This window comes from Nonomuraea sp. NPDC049309, from assembly GCF_043196965.1.
Classification (GTDB): domain Bacteria; phylum Actinomycetota; class Actinomycetes; order Streptosporangiales; family Streptosporangiaceae; genus Nonomuraea; species Nonomuraea fastidiosa.
This window is the reverse complement of sequence record NZ_JBICSH010000001.1, coordinates 1,338,517-1,356,376: the sequence shown is the minus strand read 5'-3', so window position 1 is coordinate 1,356,376 and position 17,860 is coordinate 1,338,517. Positions and strand designations below refer to the sequence as shown.

Here is a 17,860-nt window from a genome sequence, read left to right as displayed (position 1 = left end):
GCCGGCACCGTCTAGTGGGCACCGTCTTGTGGGCACCCTCTTGTGGGCACCGTCCGCCGCGCCCCCTGGTCCTGGTCCGCGCTCGACCGCCCGCGGCCGGGCATCCGCTCGTCTTCGGCCCGCGCCGTGGGACCGGCTTCCGCCGCCGATGCCTGACGCCTGGGGAGGGAAACCGCATCCCGGCGGGGGCAGACGATGCCGGCGGTGGGCAGGCTCCGGCGGCGAGGCCCGGACAGGGCGGGGCCGGGTCACGCCGCCGGCGGAGGGCAGGAGCCGGCGGCGAGGCCGGGACGGGGCGGGGCCGGGAAGAGGGGCGGGGCCCGGGTGGTTGAGGGTGAGCGTGGAGGAGAGCGAGGTCGTCGTCATCGGGGCCGGGCAGGCCGGCCTGTCCAGCGCGTACTTCCTGCGCCGGTTCGGGTTCGAGCCCGTGGTGCTGGACGCGGAAGACGGGCCGGGCGGGGCGTGGCGGCACCGCTCGCCCTCGCTGACGATGGACAAGGTGCACGGGGTCTTCGACCTGCCGGGCCTCCCCAAGCCGCCCGGCGGTGACGGGTCGCGGCAGGCGGCCGAGGTCGTTCCCGCGTACTACGGCGCGTACGAGCGCGCCGTCGGGCTCCACGTCGTACGTCCGGTGCGGGTCACGTCCGTACGCGAGGGCGAAGCAGGGCGGTTGGTGATCGAGACGGACGCGGGGGAGTGGTCCGCGGCCGCCCTCGTCAACGCGACCGGCACCTGGACCCGTCCCTACTGGCCGTACTACCCGGGCGCCGCCACCTTCGCCGGCCGCCAGCTGCACTACGCCGACTATCGGGGGCCGGCGGAGTTCGCGGGGCGGCGGGTGGTCGTCGTGGGCGGCGGCGCTTCGGCGGCGCACGTGCTGTCGGAGATCGCGGGGGTGGCCGCCGCGACCGCGTGGGTCACGCGGCGGCCCCCCGTGTTCCGGGACGACGACTTCGGCGAGGAGGCCAGGCGGGAGGCCGTCGCCATGGTGGAGGAGCGGGTACGCGCCGGGCTGCCGCCGCAGAGCGTCGTCTCCGTGACCGGTCTGACCTACAGCGCCGTCGTACGTGAGGCGCTGGCCAAGGGGGCGCTGCGCCGGCGGCCGATGTTCCGCCGCATCACCGAGACCGGCGTGGAGTGGGACGACGGCACGTTCCTCGCCTGCGACACCATCATCTGGGCCACCGGGTTCCGGGCGGCGCTCGACCACCTCGCGCCCCTGCGCCTGCGCGAGCCGGGCGGCGGCGTCCGCGTGGACGGCACCCAGGTCGTCCGCGACCCGAGGATCCAGCTCGTCGGCTACGGCCCCTCGGCCAGCACGATCGGCGCCAACCGTGCCGGCCGCACCGCCGCCCGCAACATCCGCCGCCTCCTCACCGCCACCTCCACCCGCCCCGCCGCCTGACCAACGCCCACCGATCCCGCCCGCTGCCCGTCCGGGCCTCGTCGTCTCCCCGCGGGTCTCGGCCGACTGCCCGTCTGGGCCTGGTCGTCTGTCGGCGGGTCTCGGCCGACTGCCCGTCTGGGCCTGGTCGTCTGTCGGCGGGTCTCGGCCGACTGCCCGTCCGGGCCTCGTTGTCTGTCGGCGGGTCTCGGCCGACTGCCCACCTGGGCCCCGTCGTTGTCCCGCCGTCCCGCCCGCGGTCCGCCTGAGCCCCGTCGCCGCCCCTCCGGCACCCCGCCCGCTCCTGCAACGGACCCGTCAGCGGCTCTCCCCGGCCGTCCCGCACTCGCGCCCACCGGAACAGCGCCCTGGTCCACCACCCCGCCCCGTCCACGTTGCCCCGCACCACCAGAACCCCGCTCGGAGAAACCTGCACCACCAGAACACCGCCCAAAGACCTCAAAGGCCCGCACCACCACCACGGTCAGGAAATGTCCGGTGGATGTCCGGTCTGTGTCCTTGTCCGGGAAGCGCAGGTCGAACACCATCCGGAGGTGACGTGTACACGCGGTGGGAAGGGGCGATCATGCGAGGCGGAACGCCGGGGAGCAGAACCCGCCATCCAGGCCTCGGCAGGCTGAGCGCGGTCTCCCGGCCCCCGGAGGCCGGGCGATGACGGACAGGGCGGCGCGGCCGGGAGGGCTCCGCACGGCGGGCCGCGTCCTCTGGCACTACGTCGAGCTGGTCATCGCGGTCAACCTCGGCATGCTGCTGCTCGGCATGGCCGTCGGCGCGCTGCTGCCCGCGGGCACGCGTGCCGACGTCGGGATGATGATCATGGTCGCCGAGATGGCCGTCGTGCCGGCGCTCTGGATGGCCGTCCGCCGCCACCGCAAGCGGGCGATCGGCGAGATGGCCGCGGTCATCTTCGCGCCCTTCGTCATCCTGTCGGTCCTGTTCTGGCTGGAAGTGCTGGGCCTCGCCCAGGTCTCGATGATCGGGCATTGGGCGATGTACGTCCTCATGGCGGCGTCCGTGCTCAGACGCCGCGGTGAGTACGCCGCCCTGCCCCGCCTCGCCATCAGGGGAAAGTGGGTCAAGGGCGCGGCTGTCGTGCTGATCGTGCTGCTCGTCCCGGGGGCGGTCTCGGCGGCCAGCACGATCGGCAGGTTCGGCAGCATCTACGAGGCGCGCGCCGACGCCGTCTCGGCCGCCCCCGCGGCCAGGAGCCACGACCCGGCCAAGCCCACCGTGGCCCTGCTCACCGGCGGCAACGGCACCAACGCCGCCGACCTGCTCGGCCCGTACGAGGTGCTGGCGAGCACCGGCCGGTTCAACCTGTACGTCGTCTCCGCGGGCCCCCGGCTTATCCCCATGACCGGCGGGCTGGACATCGTCCCCGACGTGACGTTCGACGAGCTCGACCGGCTCATGTCCGGCCAGGGCGACACGCTCGACGCCGTGATCTTCCCCGCGATGCAGACGCCGGAGCCCGCCGAGCTGAGCTCCATCAACGCCTGGGCCAGGCGGCAGGCGGCCGCCGGCGCGCTGACCGTCAGCGTCTGCAACGGCGCCCGCGCGCTGGCCCGTACCGGGCTGCTCGACGGCCGCCCGGCCACCTCGCACTGGCTGCGCATGCGCGGCCTGCGCGCCGACTTCCCCACCGTGAAGTGGCGCAGCGGCATGCGGTACGTCGACGACGGCGACGTGATCACCGCGGCGGGCGTGCTGTCCGGCATCGACGCCGCCCTGCGCATCGTCGAGCGCCTGGCCGACGTCCCCACGGCCCGGCAGGCGGCCGGCGCCGTGCACTGGCGGCACTACTCGCCCGGCGCGCCCGCGAGCATCCCCGTACGCAGCCTGGAGCCCGCCGACCTCGTCGCCCCGCTCAACTCCTCCTACCAGACCGGCCCGTCCGACATCGGCGTGCTGCTCACCGACGGCGTCGGCGAGCTGGAGCTCGCCTCGGTGTTCAACTCCTACACCGAGCAGGCCGTGGTCGGGCGGACCATCGCGGCCGGCGACGGCCCCATCCGCTCCGCGCACGGGCTGACGTTCGTCCCCCGCACCACCCTCGCCGCCGCGGCCGGCGGGCTCGACCGGCTCCTCGTGCCCGGCCTGGACGCCGCACGCCGCCAGGTGCCGGGCATCGGCGATCTCCGTCCTGAGTACGTCCACACGACCGAGGAGTTCGCCTTCGACGCGGTGCTGCGCGACATCGCCCGCACGTACGACGTGGCGACGGCGAGGTTCGCCGCCAAGACGCTGGAGTACCCGATCGTGGACGTCAAGCTGGCCGGAGCGGGATGGCCCTGGTTCCCGACGCTCGTCTTCTTCCTGTTCCTGCTGCTGGGCGTCGCCGCCGCCTGGGCGATCACGGTCGCGGCCCGCTCCCTGAACCGCCGGAGGGCCCACGCATAGCGGTCATACCGATCCGATCACTGTCGCCGTCACTTCTGGTCAAGGGACTCGACACGCGCGGTGACACCGGGTTAGCGTCCTGACATAAGGATCTTTATCCGGTCAGGAGGTCTCCATGGAGGTTCCCGGCTACACAGAGATCCGGGAACTCGGGCACGGCGGAACCGGCCGGGTGATGCTCGCCGTCCGCGACTCCGACGGCTTAGAAGTGGCGATCAAGCACCTCTCCGGTGAGCTGCGCGAGGACGAGGCGTTCGTCGCGCGGTTCCGGGAAGAGGCGCGGCTCATCCAAGAGATCGACAGCCCGCACACGGCCCGCGTGCTCGACTACATCGAGGGCGACGACGACGCGGTCATCGTGATGGAGCTGGTCGACGGCGTCACCCTGCGGCGGCTGCTGGGCAACGAGGGCGCCACCGGCCCGCAGGCGGCGCTGACGGTGCTGAAGGGCTCGCTGCTCGGCCTGGCGGAGGCGCACCGGCACGGCGTGGTGCACCGCGACTTCAAGCCCGAGAACGTGATGATCACCCAGGAGGGTGAGAGCAAGCTCGTCGACTTCGGCGTGGCCGCCCGGGTCGGGGAGACAGGGGTGCTCGCGGGCACGCCCTCGTACATGGCCCCGGAGCAATGGGACGAGGCGCCGGCCGGGCCCGCGACCGACGTCTACGCCGCCACCCTCGTCTTCTACGAGTGCCTGACCGGTCACCGCGCCTTCCACGGCGAGAACATCGCCGCCCTCGCCTACCAGCACCGGCACCTGCCGCCGCCCATCGACGACATCGAGGCGCCGCTGCGGCCCCTGATCGAGCACGGCCTGGCCAAGGACCCGGCGCAGCGTCCCGAGTCGGCGCTGGCGTTCCTCGAGGAGCTGGAGGACACGGCGCGGACGGCGTACGGGAGCGAGTGGGAGGAGCGCGGCCGCGCCAGGATGGCGGCGCTCGTCGTGCCGCTGGCCGGGCTGCTGCCGAACCCGCCCGCCGTCCCGGAGCCCGGCACGGGGACGAGCCTGTTCCACAGCGCGCTGTCGCCGACCGGGAAGCTCGCCATGACCAGCGGCCTGGTGGTGGCGACGGCCGCGGCCGTCGTGTCGGCGTTCGCGATCCTGGGCGACGTGCCCGACCCGCGCAGCGTGACCGAGCCGCCGCCCGCCACCGTGGCGCTGCCGCCGGCGACCACGCCCGCCCCGTCCTCGCCGTCACCGTCGCCGACGCGGGAGACGCCCACGCCCGAGCCGACGCCCACCAAGGCGTCGCCCACGACGAGCGAGCCGGCCGCGCTGACACCGGCGGCCACGTCACCCGCCCGCCCGGTGACCAGGCCCGTGGTGCGCAGGCCCACGACCCCGCCCACCACCACCAGCAGGCCCACCACCCGGCCGACGATCCGGCCCAGCCGGCGGCCCACCACGAGCCGGCCCACCCGCGAGCCGACCCGCAGGCCGACCAGGACGAGCCGGCCGACCCGCCTGCCCACCTCGGACCCGACCACCATCCGTCCGACGCCGCCTCGCGACGACGGCCCGCCCCCGCCCACCTCGTCCGCGCCCCAGGAGCCGCCACCGCCCGTGACCAACGAGCCGCCGGAGCAGCTGGCCGGCCGGGGCCCGCTGCTGTCGGTGTCGGTGAGCGTCTCGCTCGGCGTGCCCCTGCTCAGGGGCGAGCGAGGGCTCCTGGACGCCGGCATCGGCCTCGGCCTCGGCACCAGCCTCCTCGGCTTCGCGGTGGTCCCCGGCTCGGTCCTGCTGGGCCGCCACCTCGTCGTCCGGAGAGTCCGCAAGGGCCGCGAGCGCGACCAGCAGTGAAACGCGACCGAAAGGTTTCGTGACCGCCCGGCGGCTTCGGTGTCACCGGCACCGCCGCCCTGCCCGCGCCCGGCCGGGCAGGCGCGGTGCCGGAAGCGGAGATCGACCGGGTGGTCGAGATCTACATGCGGAGGCTGCGGATCAAGGCCGCATCGCCGCACCGGCTCGTCTCCGAGCTGTCCGGCGGCAACCAGCAGAAGGTGCCGCCGGCCGTCCGGCCGAAAACGCTGCTGCTGGACGTCAGCGGACGCGGCCGCGGGGCTTGAGCCGCGTGCCGGGAAGGACGGGCGCGGGCAGCGGCTCCCCGTCGAAGCCCTCGACGACGCCGAACCCCTCGCCCTCCATCCACTCCTTCCGGTACGCGGCCACCTCCTCGTGGGAGCGTCCGACGAAGTTCCACCACATGACGATCTCCTCGGCGAACGGCTCGCCGCCGATGAGCAGCACCCGCCCGCGCCCCGACAACCGGATGGACGTCCGGCCCGGCGGCAGGTACACCAGCGCGCCGCGCTCGGCCCCGGCCACCTCACCGTCGAACAGCAGCAGCCCGTGCTCGAACCCCGGCTCGACCGGCACCTCGGCCTCCCCGCCGACCTCCAGCTCGGCGCCGACGAGCGGCGAGTAGGCGGTGGCGGGCGAGGTCACCCCGCCGAGCGCGCCCATGATGACGCGGGCGCGGAAGCCGGGACCGGCCAGCTCGGGCAGCTCGGGATGGTGCTCGAAACCGGGCGCGACGTTCCGGTGCGCGCCGGGCAGCGCCACCCACAGCTGCACGCCGTGCAGCACCGTCCGCGGCGACTCCTCGGAGTGCGAGATGCCGCGCCCCGCCGTCATGAGGTTGAGCTGCCCGGGACGGACCTCCTGCAGCGAGCCGAGGCTGTCGCGGTGCAGCACCTCACCCTCGACCAGCCAGCTCACGGTCTGCAGGCCGGTGTGCGGATGCGGCGGCACCCGCATGGTGGCGACCTGCGGCCCGTACGCGTCGACGAAGCACCACGCGCCGATCATGCGGCGGTGCTTGTGGGGGAGGGTCCTGCTCACCAGCATCGCGCGGGGACCGCCGAGCGGCACCTCACGGCCGGTCAGCACCTCGCGCTCATCGGCCGCACCGGCGCCGCAGCGGATCTCGCGCGGCTCGCGTTCCAGATTGCTCACAGCCGCACCCTACGCCGGGGCGCTCAGGCGAGCATCACGTGGGGCGCTCAGGTGAGCATCTCCCACCAGCCCTCGACCGCCGGCGCGGCCGAGACGTCCACGGCCTCGCCCGGCCTGGGCACCGCGATGCGCACGTCGCGCGCCTTCGCCTCGCGCCACAGCCGGTCCACCGGCTCCGCCCACGGGTGCAGGGCGAGCGTGAACGTCGCCCAGTGCACCGGCAGCAGCAGCTTGCCGCCCAGGTCGAGGTGGGCGGTGACGGCCTCCTCCGGGTTCATGTGGATGTCCGGCCAGGCAGGGCTGTAGGCGCCGATCGGCATCAGCGTCAGGTCGAACGGGCCGTGCTTGCTCCCGATGCCCTTGTAGCCCTCGAAGTAGCCCGAGTCGCCCGCGTAGAACACCCGCTTGGTCGGCCCGGCCACCACCCAGGAGCCCCACAGCGTGTCGTTGCGGCGCAGGGTGCGGCCGGAGAAGTGGCGGGCCGCCGTCGCGACGAAGCGCAGCCCCCGTACCTCGGTCTCCTCGTCCCAGTCCAGCTCGATGATCCGGTACGCCGCCACGCCCCACCGCTCCAGATGCGCCCCGATGCCGAGCGGCACGATGAACGGCGCCTTCTGCGTGCGGTTGAGCGTCTGCACGGTCGCCATGTCGAGGTGGTCGTAGTGGTCGTGGGAGATGGCGATCGCGTCCACCTCGGGCAGCTCGTGCAGCTCCACCGGCACCGGGTGGTGCCGCTTCGGGCCGACCAGCTGGGAGGGGGAGACCCGGCGGCTCCACACCGGGTCGAACAGCACCCGGCGGCCCTCGATCTCCACCAGCGTGGAGGCGTGGCCGTACCAGATCGCGCGCACGCCGTCGGCGGGCGGTGCGTCGGACGGCGGGATGCGCAGCGGGACGGGACCTGCGGGACGCCGCTGGGAGCGGTCGGTGGCGAGCTCGCCGAGCATGCTCACGGGCGGCGCCGACGGCACGGTCGCCGGCTCTGACATCGTGTTGACGAACGCGCCGTCCCTGAACTGCGGCGAGCGCCGGATCCGCGCCGCCCGGTCCGGTCCTGACGTCAGCGGCCGTATGCCCAGCTCGGCGGGAACCTCGCGTAGCGCCCAGCCGGCCGCGGCCAGGACCGCGCCGCCCGCGAGGATCCGCCGTGCCGTCCGCATCCCTGCCATCGCTCACACTCCCCTGGAAAGTTCTCGCGTCCCGATCGGCGGGACTCCCCGATGTTTCCACTTCTACGATATATCGCGATAGGTCAGACGGTCGTGATCGCTCAACCGGCGATGACCGGGAACCGGCCGCCGCCGGCGCCCCCGCGCTTCCTGGCGGCGTACGGCGTTGCCGGGCCCCGTCACCGAAGCGGCGACTCGTCCGGTTGATGGAAACCTATCGGTAGCTTCGGCCCTAGGGAACGCCGCCCCCACCCTGCCGCCCCGCGTCGCCCTCTCCCACGCCGCGAGGGGTGCCCGGTGCCGGCACGGCACCGGCCGCCCCGGAGCGCGGGGTCAGGGGCGCTCGTCGTGGTCACGGTGCGGGTACGGCCAGGGGTTGGGGCGGCAGCCGCCGAGCGACTTCGACTGCTGGGTCATCACGGGCGCGAGCCTGCCGGGTCCTGGGCAGGGCCGGTGGCCGTGGCCCAGCGCGTGGCCGACCTCGTGACTGATCAGATAGCGCCGGTACGCCACCAGATCTCCGTCGTACTGCGGGACGCCCTTCGCCCACCGCAGCGCGTTGATGACCGAGCGGCGGCCGTTCCAGCAGGACAGCTCGCCGCCGGTGCGCAGTGGCAGGCACTGGCGGATGGTCATGCGCGGGCTGGACAGCGCGACGCGCACCCGTACCGGGCCGTGATCCACGCGCTGGAAACGGGCCCAGCCGCGAATGTCGTTGAGCGTGCGGTGCACCTCGGCGGCGAACGTGAGCGGATCGAACGGCAGCCCCCGCTCCACCTCCACGAGGTAGCGCACGAGCGCACCCCGTCCACGCCTGGCACGGTCGGATCCGGGGACGACGGCGTACCGGCCCGAGGCGGAGTGCGGCACCCGGACCTCCTGCTCGGGCGCGCGTTCGCGGTGGCGGGGCGCCGGCGGCTTGGGCGCGGGCGCCGCGGAGGACGGCGGGGGAGTGGCGGACGGCGACGAAGGCGCGACCGCCTTCGGGTCCGCACAGCCGGCGAGCACCACGAGCAGCAGCAGGAGCAGTGCGAGCAACGGCAAGGCGGCCTCCCCACGATGTCACCGGTGGGGAGGTATCCGAGCTTACGTTGCCGCTTGTCGCACTTGATGAGCAGGGTGGCTTATCGGGCTGGGCGTCCGATATCAGCGTGCGGTTTCATGAGCTTCTGGGCGGCAGGTACGGCGTGATGTCGATCGGCGGCCGCTCGCCCAGCACCAGCGCGGCGGCGATCTCGCCGGTGAACGGTCCGGCCGTCAGCCCGTACGCGCTCAGCCCCGTCGCCACCACCACCCGATCGGTCACCGGCCCGATCAGCGCGGGACCGGGAGCGTAGACCGGCCGCAGGCCGACCCGCGTCTCCGACACCGTCGCACTGGCCAATCCCGGAGCCACCCGCAGTCCCGCCGCGATCACCTCGTCGAGCCCGCCGACCGTGACGCGCGGTGCGAACCCGACGTCCTCCACCGTCGCGCCGACCACCACCCGCGAGTCGGGGAAGCCCAGCAGGTACGGCCCCTGCCGGGGCAGGATGATCGGCCACCACGCGGTGTCCACGCCCTCCAAGGTGGCGTGCAGGATCTGGCCGCGCCGCGGGAAGACCGGCAGCTCGACGCCCAGCGGCCGGCACACCTCGCCGGTCCACGCCCCGGCCGCCACGATCACCCGGTCGGCCTCGAGCGGCACGCCCTCGCCCGTCGGCGTCTTGCAGACACCGGGCATCGTGGGCGCGGAGGACGCGTCCGGCGCCGACTGCCGCCACGAGCCGCCGCCTGCGTCCCGCCGCCCTGACGCCGCCCGCTCACCCTCCGTCCCTGCGCCTCCCGGCCCGGCCGCCTCGGGACCCGTGCCTCCCGGCCGGCCGTGGGCCGGCTCTGCCGCTCCCACCCGAGCCGCAGCCGCCCCATCGGCTCCCGGCCGCCCCGCGGCCGGCCCTGCGGCTTCCCGCCGCTCCGTTTCGGCTCGCTCCGTCCCCGGATGAGTCACCCTCTGCGACGCCGTCCCGGCAGCAGCAGAGCCTCCGGCCTCGGGGACGGAAGCCGTGCCCCCGGGGGTAACGGCCGGGGACGAGGCCCGGGAAGCGACGGTGCCGCCGGTCTCGTCGTCGGTGGGGTGCAGCAGGACCTGGCCGTCGGAGGTCAGGGTGGCGGTGCCCGTACGGATCTCGGCGCCCCTGGCCACGGCCGCCGCGAGCAGCGCGTCGCGTACCTGACGGCCGTTCACCCTGGCCGCGCCCGGCACCAGCAGCGCGCTCAGCGTGTCGGACAGCGGCGGGAACAGCTCGACCGGGGTCGGGACGTCCACGACCTCGCCCATCTCGGGCGCGCCCGCATGGCGGCGGCGCAGCAGCGCCCGCACCGGCTCCAGATCGACCGGGTCCTCGGCCACCAGCAGCGCGCCCACCTTGGCGTAGCCGATGTCCTCGCCCAGCTCCTCGACCAGGCCGGGGTAGTGGCGCGCGCCCTCGCGGGTCAGACGGTACCAGTCGTCGTCCTCGGGGTGGTCGACCCACGGGCAGACGATGCCCGCACCCGCCTGCGTCGCCTCACCGGGGAAGCCGCCGTCCACGACGGTCACCGCCACGCCCCTTCGGCTCAGGTGGTAGGCCGCGCCCGCGCCCACGATGCCGCTTCCGATCACCACAACACGCATGCTCCCCATGTTCGCAGCCAGGGTGACCAGGACAGACGACCGGCCCTGCCCCCTTGCCATGCGGATACCGCTCCACGCCCCACACCGTGCCTGCGGAGGAGGGCCTGCACCCGGCACTCGCCGGAGGACGGCCGCCGGGCCCGGGAGGGAGCGGGATGCCCGGCCCTCGCGACCCGGCGGGACGACGCGCCCCGGCGCGTGCAGCATGAAACGACGGCATGGCAGGTCGCCGCGTTCATGGCGCACGACGGCCATTCGAGCGGCCACGCGGTAAAGGCCAGGGCAGGAGGCGGTTACGCGTGCCGCGCGCGGGACCGGCGGCACGTGCTACGCGGCGCGGGTGGGCCAGGGACGCCCCGGATGCCGCGCGGCCGGCGTGCAGGGCAGGCGGGTGCGGTCAGCCGGGGATGGTGGTGCGCAGGCTTTCCCGCAGGCGCGGGGTCAGGAAGGACGAGCGCGGGCCGGCCAGGGCGGAGTCCATCCGTGACGCCTGGCCCTTGGTGAACATGAACATGGCGGCGTCCTCGACGTAGTCCATGTAGTTCATGAACATGTCCCCGTGGGGCGCGTTGCCGCAGCTCACCTTGGGGTAGGAGGGCGCGCCGAAGTTGGGGCCGGCCTGGTTGGGAGTGTCGTCGACGAAGTCGCTGCCGGAGCAGCCGTCGCCGTCGTCGCCCCAGATGTGGCGGAGGTTGAGCCAGTGGCCGATCTCGTGGGTGGCGGTCCTGCCCCCGTCGTACGGGGCCGCCGCCGTGCCGGTGGTGCCGAACGCGGAGTGCCGGATGACGATGCCGTCGAGCTCGGGCGGCCCGCCGGGGAAGGCGGCGTAGCCGAGCGCGTCGTTCAGCTCGCAGACCCAGATGTTGAGGTAGCGGTCGGCGGGCCAGGCGTCGGAGCCGCCACGGGCGGTGAACTTGACCCGGTCGTCGGTGGAGAACCCGGTGACGTCGGTGGGGACGCGCAGGACGCCGGTGGTGGGCGAGCCGTCGGGGGCGGTGTCGGCCAGGCGGAACTCCAGGCGGGCGTCGGCGGCGAGGTCCTGCCACACCTGCGGCACCTTGCCGACGTCGGGGTTGGCCCGCCGGAAGTCGGCGTTGAGCACCTCGAGCTGGCTGTCGATCTGCTCCTGTGCGATGTCCTGCTCAGGGCCGTGGTGGACGACGTGGACCACCACGGGGATGGTGACGACCTCGTCCCTGCCGGGCGCCCCGGCGGTCTTCCTGGCGAACGTCTCGTTCTCGATGGCGGCGAGGGCGAGAGCGTAGCGGGGCGAGGTGGACAGCAGGCGGCGATGGACGGGCATGGTCGCGCAGCGTTCGAACTCGGGCACGGGGGCTCCCTTTCGTGCGCGCGCGGCGGAAAGGGGAACGCCGCACGGGGGACGTTGGCTCCTGCCTCCGGATTGTAGTCGCCCAATCACCGAGAGTGTGCAGAGAGCCGACGTCCCCCGTCAGCGGGATCAGCGCAGCGGGGCCGACGCCGCGGCCGTGCCGCCGTCGCGGGACGCCCAGCCCGCCAGCACGGTCGCGCCCTTGCCCGGGGCACGGGGCACCGGCACGGTGACGGTGGTGACGCCCTTACGGGAGACCTTCACGACCTTGCTCCCCGCCGTGCCCTCGGCGTCGCGGACGAACAGGTGCGCCTCGCCGGGCTCCCCGGCCTGCAGCCGCACCTGTACGGAGTCCCGCCCGCCGGAAGCGGTCACCACGCGCGGGGCATGGGCGGCGGCAGGCGCGCCCGCGGGCGGCACGTTCACCCGCACCGACTGCTCCAGCGTCTGCGGCGAGTCCAGGCTGGACAGCGCCGTGTCGGGGATCACCGGCTCGGGCGGCGTGGTGGGCCGGTCGGCCGGCGGCTGGTAGCCGGGCAGCCTGGCCACGCCCCACCGGTACGGGTCGCCCTGCACCCCGCCCCACGTCGACCAGCCGATACGCGTCTGGCCGGTCTTGTCCTGGGTGTCGGAGTCGTACACGAGGATGTTCAGCCCCAGGTGCTCGGGATCGACCGCACCGGGCAGCACCTCCATCGGGATCGACATCTCCACCGTGTACTCGCCGTCACCGACCTTCGACGCCACCTTCATGCCGGGCGCGGTCTCCTCGCCGGGGCCCTGGTGGTTGTCGGCGTCCCGCAGGAAGCACGGCGGACCCTCCGCGGTGACCGGCAGGACCGCGGTCTTGAACGTGGTGGAGGTGTTCTCGGACACGCCGCGCGGGTCGAGCGTGACCTCCACCGCGTCGGTGCGCCAGTGCCGCTTGCAGTCGGAGGTCTCCAGCGCGGTGCCGAGCACGTCGTCCTTCACGTGCACCAGCACGTACAGCGTGTCGTCGTGCCAGGCGAGCTTGGCCGTGCCGGAGCAGTCGGCCGCGGACTCGCACTCGCTGCCCTCCCACAGGCGGGAGATGTCGAGCGTGTCGCCGGTGTACTCGCCGTCGCCCTCGGCGCCGTCCACGGCCGGCGCGCTCTCGGCCTGCGGCACCGTGGTGGCCGGGACCAGTTCGAGCGCGGGCCTGCTGACGGCCGAGCCGCCGCCGTCGATGGTCGTGGTGATCGTGTACGGGTAGTCGCCGCCCTCGTTGGAGGTCTTCAGCGACGGGTCGGAGTTGGTCACCTTGAACGGCACCGTCACCGACTCACCCGCGGCCAGGTCCTCGAAGGGGGCCTCGGTGCTCTCCGCGGTGAACCCGTCGGGCAGGTCGATGCGCACGGTGCCGGAGCGGGTCTCGGAGCCGACGTTGGTGACGACCACGCCGACCTCGCGGCTGCCGCCCGACGGCAGCGTGAGCACCGGCTGGACGATGCCGCCGAGCTGCGGCACGCCGACCTCGGCCGTCCACTTCTCGTACTGGGCGACCTGGGGGAGCGGCTGCTGCACGGCGCGTACAGGCGGGCTCACCTCGACCTGCCGGTCGGTGTAGCCGCCGCCGTTCTCGGTGGTGAGCGTGGCCGCGACGCGCACCCGGCCGGGCTCGGCCTGCGCGGGCGGCGTGACCGTGAACGTGGCCTTGGCCGTCTGCCCGGCCCGCACCCGGCCGAGGTCGCCGGAGCCGGTCACCTGCCAGCCCTCCGGCACCTTCAGCGCCACCGTGGAACGGCCGAGCCGCTCCTTCTGCGGCGCGCCCACCTCGGCCTCGACGGTGAACGCGGCGCCCGGCCGCACGTCGAAGTCGCTCGTGCGCAGGAAGAACGTCGTGCCCAGCGGCACGCCGCCCTTGGGCCTGGTCACCGCGCCGTCGAGGATGTTCGTGGGCGCCGCGGCGGCCGCGCTGCCCGGCTCGGGGAACGGCACCCGCGCGTCCACCTGGGTGAAGAAGTCGCAGCCGAGCTGCTGCGGGTCGGACGGCACGTCGGGGAAGCCGGCCCAGCCCTGCGAGGCGTACTCGCGCTGCGCCTCGCGCTCGATCGCGGCCCACGTCTTGCCCTGGCTCGCCGAGGTGCGGCCGCTCCAGACACCGAACACGTTCTGCGCCGGGTTCGCCGGCTTGTACGTCGACGAGCAGGACTCCCCGGGCTGCCCGGTGCCGCGCGCCCCGTTCGTGAGCAGCCGGGCCGGCGCGAACGGCTTCAGCCCTTCCTTCGTGATCTGCTCGGGGAACATTTTGGGGTCGGCGGCCGCGTAGAAGGCGGCGATCGCGAGCCTGGCCGCCTCCTGGTGGTTGCCGTGGTTGCCCGGCGTCGGGGCCGGATCCATGGTGAGGATGATCTCGGGCCGGGTCTGGCGGACGACCCTGACCACCTTCTCCAGCGTGTCACCGCCCCACACCTGGTCGGTCAGCGGCGCGCTCACCGTGTAGTAGAAGTCGACGTCGTCGAGGTTGAACACCTCGCGCACACCCGCCTTGCCGACGGCGGCGCGCTCCTCGGCCTCGCGCAGCAGGCCGAGCGCCGGGCCCTCCTCGGGCCCGACCGCGTTGCCGCCGCCCTCGCCCCTGGTGACGGTCACCACGCCGGCACGCACGCCGTGGTCCTCGTTCCACTGGCCGAGCGTGGACAGCGTGCCCGACTCGTCGTCGGGGTGCGCGCCGACGAACAAGGCGTCCAGGTCGACGGGCGCCTTGCCGGGACGCTCGGCCGGCGGGGGAGCGGCCGCCGACGCCGGGAGGGCGGGCGTGACGCCGAGGACGAGCGCGGCCGCGGCGAGCGGGGCGGTCACCGCGGCCCGCCGCCGCGCTACGGATCTTGTGATGGGCATCGAACCTCCGGGGGGTTACTCGCGGACCGCCCCCTGGAGCAGTCCGCGGACGAAGTGGCGCTGGAGGAACAGGTAGAAGATGACGACGGGCAGGGCGACGATGACCGATCCGGCCGCGAGCAGCGTGAAGCCGGAGGTGTACTGCCCCTGGAAGAACGCCAGGCCGAGCGGCGCGGTGCGCAGCGACTCGCTGGTCACCATGATCAGCGGGATGAGGAACTCGTTCCACGTCCACATGAACACCAGCAGCGTCAGCGTGACCAGCGCGGGCCTGGCGGGCGGCAGCAGCACCTGCCACAGGATGCGCCAGCTCGACGCGCCGTCGATGCGGGCCGCCTCCACGATCGCCCGGCTGGAGGTCAGGAAGTAGGCGCGCATCCAGAACGTCCCGAACGCCACCGACAGCGCGATCTGCGGCAGCGTGATCGACCAAAAGGTGTCGATGAGCCCCAGCGAGCGCAGGTCGAAGTAGAGCGGCACCGCCACGGCCTCGCTCGGCATCATGATGCCCAGCATGAACAGGTAGAACAGCACGGTACGGCCACGAAAGCGCATGGTGCCGAAGGCGTACCCGCTCATGATCGACAAAATCACGCTCACGACCACGACGAACACCGACACCGCGAGGCTGGTGCGCAGATAGGAGCCGAACCGGCCGATCTCCCACGCCGCCGCGAAGTTCCCCAGGCCGGACGTGCCGCCGCTGTCGGCGGGGCCGAGCGCCGCCGACAGGATCACCACGATCGGGTAGAGCGCGAACGCCGCGAACACCGTCAGGATGACGTAGTTGGCCACCCGCTCACCGCGCGAGATCACGACAGCCTCCTGTCCGCGAAGCGGTTCACCGCGAACGACACGATGAAGATCAGCACGGTCAGCGTGACCCCGATGGCCGCGGCGGAGCCGACCTGCCCCAGGCCGAAGGCCCGGTGGTAGACCTCGTACGACGGCACCGACGTGGCGTTCCCGGGGCCGCCGCGCGTGGTGACGTACACCAGGTCGAAGGTGCGCAGCGCGGCGATCACCGTCAGCGTCAGCGCCACCGCGATCTCCGCGCGCACCGACGGCAGCGTCACCGCGAAGAACTCGCGCACCGCGCCCGCGCCGTCGAGGCGGGCCGCCTCGTACAGCTCCGACGGGACCCGGCTCATCCCGGACAGCAGCAGCACCGTCACCAGGCCCGTCTCGAACCAGGTGCCCACCACGCCCACGGCGGGCAGCGCGAACGTGTAGTCGCCCAGCCAGCCCCGCGCGAGCGAGTCCAGCCCGAGCGCGCCGAGCAGGGAGTTGAGCGAGCCGTCGGGGGCGTACACCCGCCGCCAGGCCACCGCCACCACGACCATCGCGATGACCTGCGGCAGGAACACCACCGTGCGGAAGAAGCCGAGGCCGCGCACCTTGGCGTGGTTCAGGATCGCGGCCAGCGCGAGACCGATGACCAGCGGGAACACCGCGTAGAAGACGATGAGCACCAGCGCGTGCGCGAACGCCGCGCGCAGCCCCTCGTCGGTCACGATCGCGAGGTAGTTGTCCAGCCCCGCCCAGGTGCCGACCGACAGCCCGTCCCAGTCGTAGAGGGAGAACTGCACGGCCCGCCCGATCGGGAACAGCAGGAACGCCGCATACACCACGAAGGCGGGCAGCAGGTAGAGGTAGGCGACGCGGCGGGGCTCCCCGGGCGGTCGGGTCATCCTCCGTTGCTCTCGACGAACGACGTGTAGTCCTTCTCCAGCTTCTCCAGGAACTCCTGCGGCGTGGCCTTCTTGGCGAGGAGGTCCTGCAGCGCCGCGCCCAGCGTGTCGGCGAACGTCGGGGTGGCGTAGTCGAGGTACGGCACCAGCCCGTCCTTCTCGGTGGCCGTGCCGAACGCGGTGAACACGTCCTGCTGCGGCCCCTCCTTCACGCTCTGCGCGGAGGTGTCGGCGACCGGCAGGTTACCGGTCTCGGTCAGCACCTTCATCGCGTCGGCGCTGGTGATGAAGTTGATGTACGCCGCCGCCGCGTCCGGGTTCTTGGTCTTGGACGTCACAGCGAACGGCAGGCCCGTGCCGCCGGTCGCCACCGGCGGGGCGTCGGCCGTCGCGCCGGGCGGCAGCATGAAGCCCAGGTCGTCGCCGAGCGCCTTGTCCAGGTCGGCCAGCAGCCACGTGCCGGCGATGAGGAACACGCCCTCGCCCTTGCCGAACGCCTGCCAGGAGGCGTCGTAGTCCTGGCCGTTGAAGCCCTTGGCGAAGTAGCCCTTGTCGACCCAGCTCACCAGCTGCTCGGCGGCCTTGAGGTTCTCCGGCGAGGTCCAGGAGGCGCCCTTCTTGCCGAACGCCAGCGTGCTGATCTGCTCCTTCGGCACGTGGCGGCCCTGCACGGTGCCGAAGACGTGGACCGCGGGCCACTTGTCGAGGTTGCCGAACTGCAGCGGCACCTCGCCCTTCGCCTTCGCCGTCTCCAGCGCCGACTCGAAGTCCGCCCACGTCGCCGGCGGCTGCAGGCCCAGCTTGCTCAGCTTGGCCTTGTTGTAGAAGATGCCGACGACCTCGCCGACCTGCGGCAGGCCGTACAGATTGCCCTCGCCGAACACCTTGCCGTCGGCGGTGTAGCGCGAGTAGCGCAGCACCGACTCGGGGTAGCGCTGCTTCCACCCGTACGCGTCGGCGTAGGCGTCCAGCGGCAGCAGCTGCCCCGCCTTGACGAACGCGCCCATCGACGAGCGGCCGTTGTTGGCCTCCACCACGTCGGGCGGTTCGTTGCCGCTGAGCGCCAGGCGCAGCGTGGTGTTGAGGTCGTCGAACGACCGGGAGACCCGGTTGAGCTTGATGTTGGGGTACTTCTCCTGGAACGCCTTGTTGAGCCGCTCCATCTGCGCCGCCTGGCCGCCGCGCACCTCCTGGTCCCACACGGTCAGCGTGACCTGGCCCAGCTGGGCGGGGTCGGTCTGCACCGCCGAGGCCGACGGCTGCGGCGGCGACGAGGCGGGCGGGGCGGAGGAGCCGGGCGCGCACCCGGCAAGAACCCCGGTCAGGGTCAGGGCGCCGGCGGCGAGCAGGGCGAAGGCTCTCGAACCGCGCGGTCGTCGCGTCGGGGCGGTCAT

General features: G+C 73.4%; 13 protein-coding genes. 4 read left to right on the top strand and 9 right to left on the bottom strand.

The genetic code is table 11. The features are described from left to right. The first annotated feature begins 334 nt into the window (after positions 1-334). From ACGFIM_RS06340 to ACGFIM_RS06325, 4 genes are all read left to right on the top strand, one after another. Positions 335-1,405: an FAD-dependent oxidoreductase gene (locus ACGFIM_RS06340; RefSeq protein ID WP_393195516.1), complete on the top strand. Its 1,071-nt coding sequence runs from the start codon at positions 335-337 to the stop codon at positions 1,403-1,405. A 651-nt stretch (positions 1,406-2,056) separates the two neighbouring features. Beyond that, the gene (locus ACGFIM_RS06335) at positions 2,057-3,805 is read left to right on the top strand and encodes a DJ-1/PfpI family protein (protein WP_393195513.1); all 1,749 of its coding nucleotides are present in this window, start codon (positions 2,057-2,059) and stop codon (positions 3,803-3,805) included. Positions 3,806-3,920: 115 nt separating this feature from the next. Then, positions 3,921-5,606 (top strand): serine/threonine-protein kinase, encoded by a 1,686-nt coding sequence (locus tag ACGFIM_RS06330; protein WP_393195510.1) that lies wholly within the window; start codon positions 3,921-3,923, stop codon positions 5,604-5,606. 86 nt (positions 5,607-5,692) lie between these two features. After that, positions 5,693-5,872, top strand: a complete 180-nt coding sequence (locus ACGFIM_RS06325) for a hypothetical protein (RefSeq protein WP_393195507.1) — start codon at positions 5,693-5,695, stop codon at positions 5,870-5,872. On the opposite strand, the gene ACGFIM_RS06320 is transcribed toward ACGFIM_RS06325, so the two are convergent. The 9 genes from ACGFIM_RS06320 to ACGFIM_RS06280 form a co-directional block, all read right to left on the bottom strand. Next, positions 5,847-6,761: a pirin family protein gene (locus tag ACGFIM_RS06320; protein ID WP_393195504.1), complete on the bottom strand. Its 915-nt coding sequence runs from the start codon at positions 6,759-6,761 to the stop codon at positions 5,847-5,849. The two genes, ACGFIM_RS06325 and ACGFIM_RS06320, sit on opposite strands and share 26 nt — an antisense overlap. A 47-nt stretch (positions 6,762-6,808) precedes the next feature. After that, positions 6,809-7,930 carry an MBL fold metallo-hydrolase gene (locus ACGFIM_RS06315; protein WP_393195501.1) on the bottom strand — a complete coding sequence of 374 codons (1,122 nt, stop codon included), beginning with the start codon at positions 7,928-7,930 and terminating at the stop codon, positions 6,809-6,811. Between the two features lie 333 nt (positions 7,931-8,263). Next, positions 8,264-8,974, bottom strand: a complete 711-nt coding sequence (locus ACGFIM_RS06310) for a DUF3152 domain-containing protein (protein ID WP_393195498.1) — start codon at positions 8,972-8,974, stop codon at positions 8,264-8,266. A gap of 115 nt (positions 8,975-9,089) precedes the next feature. Next, positions 9,090-10,583, bottom strand: coding sequence for an NAD(P)/FAD-dependent oxidoreductase (locus ACGFIM_RS06305; protein ID WP_393195496.1), 1,494 nt, complete (start codon positions 10,581-10,583; stop codon positions 9,090-9,092). Positions 10,584-10,980: 397 nt separating this feature from the next. Beyond that, complete coding sequence (locus ACGFIM_RS06300) at positions 10,981-11,913, bottom strand: zinc metalloprotease (RefSeq protein WP_393195493.1); 933 nt, start codon at positions 11,911-11,913, stop codon at positions 10,981-10,983. A gap of 129 nt (positions 11,914-12,042) precedes the next feature. After that, positions 12,043-14,775, bottom strand: a complete 2,733-nt coding sequence (locus ACGFIM_RS06295) for a sugar-binding protein (protein WP_393195490.1) — start codon at positions 14,773-14,775, stop codon at positions 12,043-12,045. A gap of 15 nt (positions 14,776-14,790) precedes the next feature. Continuing rightward, entirely contained in the window at positions 14,791-15,591 is an 801-nt protein-coding gene (locus ACGFIM_RS06290; protein WP_393195487.1) for a carbohydrate ABC transporter permease, read from the bottom strand. Continuing rightward, positions 15,588-16,466 carry a carbohydrate ABC transporter permease gene (locus tag ACGFIM_RS06285; protein ID WP_393195484.1) on the bottom strand — a complete coding sequence of 293 codons (879 nt, stop codon included), beginning with the start codon at positions 16,464-16,466 and terminating at the stop codon, positions 15,588-15,590. Before ACGFIM_RS06285 ends, ACGFIM_RS06290 begins: the two co-directional genes overlap by 4 nt. Further along, positions 16,463-17,860 (bottom strand): extracellular solute-binding protein, encoded by a 1,398-nt coding sequence (locus ACGFIM_RS06280; RefSeq protein WP_393195482.1) that lies wholly within the window; start codon positions 17,858-17,860, stop codon positions 16,463-16,465. The genes ACGFIM_RS06285 and ACGFIM_RS06280 overlap by 4 nt, the downstream gene beginning before the upstream one ends.